The organism is Archangium sp. (genome assembly GCF_036388035.1).
In the GTDB taxonomy this organism is placed as follows: domain Bacteria; phylum Myxococcota; class Myxococcia; order Myxococcales; family Myxococcaceae; genus Archangium.
Genome location: NZ_DASVSO010000538.1, coordinates 1 through 6,131 on the forward strand (window position 1 = coordinate 1; position 6,131 = coordinate 6,131).

A 6,131-nucleotide genomic window follows, 5' to 3' on the forward strand; every position below is an offset into this window, starting at 1 on the left:
CGCGCGCAGTGGGTCAGGTGGCGGTAGATCCAATCGTTGGAGGGGTCCAGCCACATGTTGGCGTAGCCCCCCGCCCCCCACGAGCACAGCGGCGGCGTGGCCACCTGGTTCTCCGGGTGCTCGGCGAGATCGTCCGAGGCCGTCACCAGCTGGAAGGTCTTCTGCTCGGCCACCTTGCGGAAGAGGGCGTCGAGGAACCACGGGCCCTCGAACCACCAGTGGCCGTACAGCTCGGCGTCATAGGGGGCCACCACCACCGGCTTGCGGCCGCCCATCTTCCCCGCGAGCCACTCGAATTGCTTCTCACGGTTGAAGAGGAAGTTGCCCGCGTGGGTAGCGGTCCGCTCGCGCGCGGCCTCCGGATCGTAGGGCTGCTTGTCCTGCGTCTTGCCGGTGATCCGGTAGTACTTGAAGCCGGTGTTCTTGCGGTCCCCGGTGGGCTGGATGAAGGGCCGGATGTAGTCCAGCTCCAGGTCCCAGCCGATGTCCCGGTAGAACTCGCGGTAGACGGGGTCGCCGGGGTAGCCGTGCTCGGAGCTCCACACCTGCTGGCTGCTCTCGGGATCTCGCGCGTACGCGGCCACGCCCGTCTCCGTGTAGATGGGAGCGAAGGGCCCGTGCAGCGGCCGGGGCGTGGCGTCCGTGAGGCCGTGGGTGTCCACGAAGAAGTAGCGGATGCGCTCGGCGGCGAGGAACTTCTCCACCCCGGGGTAGTAGCCGCACTCGGCCAGCCAGATGCCCGGCGCGTCCCGGCCGAAGGTGAGCCGGTAGTGGCTGGCGGCCACGGAGATCTGCGCGCGCACGGCCTCGGGCGTCTGCTGCATCAGCGGCAGGAAGCCATGGGTGGCGTTGCAGGTGATGATCTCCACGTGCCCCGCGTCCTGGAGCCGGCGGAAGGCACTCACCAGGTCGCGCTTGTAGCGCTCGCGGAAGGCGCTGCGCAGGGACTCGAAGTGGTCCCGGTAGAAGTGCGCCAGCCGGCTGAAGACCGGATCATTCCGGGTGCGGTGGACCTCGAGCGCGCCCAGCTCGCAGAGCTGATCCAGCTTGTGCGCGTAGCGGCCCATGAGCAGCTCGTCGCGCAGCATGGTGACGAGCGTGGGGGTGAGCGTCAGCGTCACCCGGAAGGGGACCTTGTCCTCGGCCAGCTTGTCGAAGACGAGCAGCAGCGGAAGGTACGTCTCGGAGATGGCCTCGTAGAGCCAATCCTCCTCGAGGAAGTCCGGGTACTCGGGGTGACGCACGAACGGCAGGTGTGCGTGCAGGACGATGGCGAGCGAGCCGATGCTCATGTCATCCCCTCTCAACGACCCTGGCCGGAGGACGTCGGCATCGTCCAGGCCCGAGTTTCGGAGGCGCCTCCCGGGCGCGTCCAGACCCACTCCCACTGCTCGGTGGCCCCACCGCGGCCGGCCCCCGAGGCCCCTGCAGACTGCTCGGAGGACCCACCACCGGGCCCGGCCGACGGGTGCGAACCGGCCCACTGCTCGGAGGAGCCGCCGGGCCTGTTGCCCAGTCCCGCCCACTGCTCGGAAGAACCACCCGGCCTGCTGCCCAGGCCCGCCCACTGCTCGGAGGAGCCGCCCGGCCTGCCCAGGCCCGCCCACTGCTCGGAAGCGCCCCCCGGCCTGCCCAGTGCCGCCCACTGCTCGGAGGAGCCGCCCGGCCTGCCCAGGCCCGCCCACTGCTCGGAAGAGCCCAGGGGGCGGGGAACATCCCAGTAGGGCTTCTCGGACGAGCCCTCGCTCGGAGCGGCACCGACGATGCGCTCACGCCGACGCTCGGGGATGTCCTCGAAACCACCGCTGCCCGGCAGGGGCACGCGGCGCCAGGTGATGTACTCGCGCTCCTCGATGTCCGCGGTGCGGGTGGGCGCGGTGGCGGCCTGCGCCTCCATCTTGGTGGAGCGGGTGACGGGCGGCATGCGCAGGAAGCGCACCGAGGTGTCCGAGGAGGGCCCCACCGGCGGCAGGAAGACGCGGTTGGAGGAGTGGCCGATCCGGCGCGAGCGGTTGTTGCCGCCGACGAAGTGGACCTCCACCCGGTAGGGGTGGCCGGGCGGCAGCCCGTGGATGTAGTAGCTGCGCGACTCGAGCGCGACGTCGATCACCCGTAGCAGCGTGTCGCCATCGTCATAGACGCGCAGCACGGCGCGCGGCGACTCCAGGCCGGCCAGGGCGCGGGCGCGCGCGGCCTCGCTGAAGTCCCAGAGCACGAAGAGGGTGTGCGGATCACGCGCCAGCAGCAGCGCCGTGTCGTCCGCGTAGTCCATCGGCAGCTCGCCGAGGTGCTCCGCGTAGTCCGGCGCGCCGAGCGCCTCGCGGGGCTGGCGGTGCTGCGACTCGGTGAGGTGGTGGCGGAAGGCCTCCTGCTCGCCCGCCACGCGCGCCACGAAGAAGCCCTCCACCAGCGGCTCCGCGGCGTGCTGGGCCACGTGGGCGGGCGCCTCGGGCGCGGGGGGCTCCTCGGCCGGGGCCGCGGGCCGCGTGAGGGTGGGCTCTTCGTCCACCGAGAGCCGGCTCGGCCTGGGCTTGGGCGGGAAGGTGACCACCTCCGCGGGACGGGGTGGAATCTGGACAGGCGTCTTCTCGTCATCGTCCCCGGGCAGGGGCCGCGCCGGGGCGGCGGGCTGCTGCGGACGGTCCTCGGGCTTCTCGGTGCGCGAGGCCGCGGAGACGGCCACCGGCGCCTTGCGAGCCCCCTTGGCCTTGGAGGGCTCGGAGTCCTGGGCGGCGGCTTGCGGCTCCTTCTCGGTCGAAAGCTTCGCGAGCCCGGGCACCAGCTTGACGAGTGCCGAGAGGAGGTCGTCCTTCTTCTTGAGCTTGCTGTGCCCGCGCCCCAGATGCTTGCGCGCGAGTTCCCGCAGGTACTCCACCGTGACGCTCTTGAGGTCGGCCATAGAGAGGTAGGGGGCTTAGGTCGACAGGGCCGGGGGGGTCAACGAACGATTTCACTTCTGTTCTGGGTCATACCCCGGGTGGATGACGGGGGCGGTGACAAGTCGGGAGCCGGCTCTGTATCCTGCGAGCCGTCTTGAGCGACCTGCCCAGACTCCTGCTGTGCAGCTTCGACGTCCTCCCCGGCGCGTCGGGCTCCTCGCGTCGGTTGACGGAGTATTTGAAGGCCCTGCCCGATCGGTTCTCGGTCGTGGTGCTGTCGGTCAAGACGCCCGACCACTCGCACATCGAGAAGTACGAGGGCGCGCGCCTGCTCCGCGTGCCGGTGGGCTCGGGCGATCTGGCCTCGCGCATCCAGGCCTTCGAGCGCGCCGTGCGGCGCCAGCTGGAGAGCGAGGAGTACGCGCTCGTCCACTTCACCGACCCCTTCGGCGGCTACGCCCTGTGCGAGCTCAAGGGCGACTACGGCTACCGCCTCATCTATGAGGCCCAGTCCTTCCCCTCCCAGGAGCTGCGCTACACGCACCCGCAGCTCGAAGCGGACCGGAAGTTCCTCTCCAAGGTCCGGCGCCAGGAGCTGTTCTGCCTGATGAACGCGGACCTGGTCGTCACCGGCTCGCCCACCACGCGCTCCTTCATCCACTCGCTGGGGGTGGGCCAGGACTCGGTGCGCGTGGTGCGCGCCCCGGTGGATCTGGCCCCCTACGTGCCCGAGGCGCTCGGCTCGCCGGACGGCTCTCCCATGCGGTTGATGTACCTCGGCAGCCAGGTGGCGTGGCAGGGACTGCCGGGGTTGCTGCGGGGACTCGCACTGGCGGTGCGGCAGGTGGACGTGCGGCTGACCCTCGTGGGCGCCCGGCACCCGGACTGGCAGCCACATCTGGAGGATCTCGTCTCCGAGCTGGGCCTCAAACAGCATGTCGAGTTCCAGCCCCCCGTGAGCCATGACGACGTGGCCAAGGTGCTCACGCTCGCGGACGTGGGCGTGCTGCCGCTCGACGACGTGGATCGCAACCGCGTGCAGGGCGGGGCGCTCGCCAAGCTGTCCGAGTACCTCGCCGCGGGCCGCCCGGTGCTCGCCGCCGATCTGCCCGTCACCCGGGAGCTCGTCCCCGCCTCGGCCGGCGTCTTCTACCCGCCGGGGGACGCCCAGGCGCTCGCGGATCGCATCATCGATCTGGCGCGCGACGTACCGCGGCGGATCGCCCTCGGGAAGCAGGCGCGCGCCCTCGCGGAGATGTCGCTCGACGCAGGCCTCATCCGGGGCCAGCTCCTGGACATCTATGATGGCCTGCTCGGCAAGCGTCCGGTGACGATGGACGCCTCGCCCGAGACGATCCTCCAGGCGACGATGGTGACGGGCACGCCCACCAACCGCGTCCTCGGAAACGCGGGCACGGTGAGCGCGGGCGCGCCGCGGCCCACTCCGCCCCCGGCCCAAGCGGAAGAGCCCGCGCGCGGAACCGATCCGGACGCCAGCCCGGCCGTGCCCGAGGCCCCTCGCGAGGAGCTGCCGCTCGTGGTGGGACACGTCCTGCTGGAAGAGGCCCTCGACACGCGCCTCATCAAGACGGAGCCGGCGGCCTCACGGTCCGAGGGGCCCCCGGTGGTGATGGGGCTGCCCCTGCGAGAGTCCCCACCCGAGGAGAACGCCTTGACCGAGCAGGATTCGCGGACGCGCGGGCTCCCCGTGGTCATGGGATCGCCCCTGCGCGAGTCTCCCGCCTCCCCGTCCCCGAGCCCGGTTCGCACGAGCTCGGGAGTCAGGCCGCCGCCCCTCGAGAACCGCGCCGCCCCCGAGGCCGCACCGCCCCGGCCTCCCGCGCTTCCGCGCGCCCCCGCCCAGCCGGTGGAGGCCTCGCCCCGTCTCCGGACGACGGAACCGCCCAGCCTCCCGGAGCGGCGCCCGTCGCTGCCCGCCATCCCCGCGGTGCCCTCGCGGCCGTCGCTGCCGTCCATCCCCGCCCTACCCGTGCAGGCCCCTCCGGCCAGCGGCGCGAAGCCCGTCTCCCCTCCCCCGCTGGCGCGTGCCCCCGCACCGGCCGAAGAGCCCGAGGAGATCTCCGAAGCCGAGGCCGAGGAGATCCACGAGGTAGAGGGTTCTCCGACACCCGCCCACGCGCACCCACTGGTGGGAGAGCCGGAGGAGATCAGCAGCGAGGAAATCCAGGAAGCCGAAGCCACGGAACCGCCGCCCAAGGAGCCGCCCGAATCGAGGCTCAACGCGTGGTTCGCCCAACTGGCCCACGGGTACTGCCCCCCAGAGGGGACGCAGTTCGCCCGGCACACCCCGCCCACCACCTTTCCCGGACGCGATGAGGAGCCCGGAGTCCCCCCTGCCCCGAGGGCGCAGGGAGCCTCCCGTGGCAAACCCTCATAATCCGAGAGTCGTGCAGCAGCCAACCGAGCGTGGCGGGGAAACTTTCCAAGCCTTGCGGCGCATGACTAGGATGTGCCGGTTTTCATTGCACTTTTCCTGGGTAAAAGGGCTGCATGGAGCGCCGGGTTCTCATCGTCGAAAGCCAGAACGACTTCGCCCTCAGCATGGCCACCGTGCTCAAAAGCGCGGGCTATCAAACGGCCATGGCGGCAACTGCCGCCGACGCACAGCGTGAGATGGAGAAGCGCCGACCGGACCTTGTAGTCGTCCGGGCCGAGCTGCCGGATCAGTCCGGCTTCACCCTTTGCGGGCAGATCAAGAAGGGAAAGTGGGGTCAGAACCTCAAGGTGTTGCTGCTGTCCTCCGACACGGGTGTCGAGGGGCTCAACCAGCACCGTCAGACGCCAGGAGCCGCCGACGGCTACCTCCTCATCCCCTTTGAAATGGGGGAGCTGGCCGTGATGAGCCTCAACATCATCCCACCCGGTGAGGAGGAGCCCCAGGCGTCCGCCTCGGGCGAGGGTCCGCCGGCCATGCCGCCGCCGCTGCGCGCCGCCCCCGCGGGTGGCCCGCCGAAGCTGCCCAAGCGCGAGCGCCGCAGCGCCATCACCGAGGAGGATCGCACCTTCCTCGAGCGCTCCTTCCAGTCCATCGCGGACCGTAAGGCCGAGCTGCTCGCCGAGTCCCGTCAGCTCAAGCGTCCGCCTCCGCGGCGCGACCTGATGGGCACGCCCGAGGGCAAGATCCAGCTGCTGCGCGACGAGCTCAAGGGGCGCGAGTCGCAGATTGCCCGCATCTCGGAGATCTGGACCGTCCGCGAGCGCGAGCTGCTGTCCGTCGAGGACCGGCTCCAC

At 71.0% G+C, this 6,131-nt stretch carries 4 protein-coding genes; 2 read left to right on the forward strand and 2 right to left on the reverse strand.

Annotated features, from left to right (window positions below; genetic code table 11):
• Both VF697_RS21640 and VF697_RS21645 read right to left on the reverse strand, forming a co-directional pair.
• Nucleotides 1-1,292 (reverse strand): DUF1957 domain-containing protein (locus VF697_RS21640; protein WP_331097910.1); only part of this gene is annotated, 1,292 nt, incomplete at its 3' end.
• Between the two features lie 11 nt (nucleotides 1,293-1,303).
• Nucleotides 1,304-2,899 carry a DUF4912 domain-containing protein gene (locus tag VF697_RS21645; RefSeq protein WP_331097912.1) on the reverse strand — a complete coding sequence of 532 codons (1,596 nt, stop codon included), beginning with the start codon at nucleotides 2,897-2,899 and terminating at the stop codon, nucleotides 1,304-1,306.
• 134 nt (nucleotides 2,900-3,033) lie between these two features.
• On the opposite strand from VF697_RS21645, the gene VF697_RS21650 reads away from it, so the two are divergent.
• Nucleotides 3,034-5,277, forward strand: coding sequence for a glycosyltransferase family 4 protein (locus tag VF697_RS21650; protein ID WP_331097914.1), 2,244 nt, complete (start codon nucleotides 3,034-3,036; stop codon nucleotides 5,275-5,277).
• Between the two features lie 113 nt (nucleotides 5,278-5,390).
• The coding region (locus VF697_RS21655; RefSeq protein WP_331097916.1) for a response regulator at nucleotides 5,391-6,131 on the forward strand (741 nt) is incomplete at its 3' end.